This window comes from Streptomyces turgidiscabies Car8, from assembly GCF_000331005.1.
GTDB lineage: Bacteria > Actinomycetota > Actinomycetes > Streptomycetales > Streptomycetaceae > Streptomyces > Streptomyces turgidiscabies.
Genome location: NZ_AEJB01000014.1, coordinates 1 through 275 on the forward strand (window position 1 = coordinate 1; position 275 = coordinate 275).

Sequence of the window (275 nt, forward strand, 5' to 3'; positions counted from 1 at the left end):
GTGTCGTTCGCCCGTGAGTTCGCCGCCGACGGCATCCGGGTCAACGCGATAGCGCCGGGCCTGATCCTCACCGAGACCGTACGGGCCCAACTGTCCGCCGCCGAGGCCGAACGCGTCCTGGGTGAGCAGGTCCTCGGGCGGGAGGGCGAGGAACGGGACATCGTCGAGGCGCTGCTCTATCTCGCCTCGTCGAAGGCGTCCTTCGTCACCGGTGAGACGCTGCGCGTGACGGGCGGGTTCGCGCTCTCGATCTAGCAGCCCACAACACGGCCTGG

The 275-nt window shown here is 69.5% G+C and carries 1 protein-coding gene; it reads left to right on the top strand.

What is annotated here, in order from left to right:
• A partial coding sequence (locus STRTUCAR8_RS00880) for an SDR family oxidoreductase (protein ID WP_044471417.1) occupies nt 1-255 on the top strand: 255 nt, incomplete at its 5' end.
• Between the last annotated feature and the right edge of the window lie 20 nt (nt 256-275).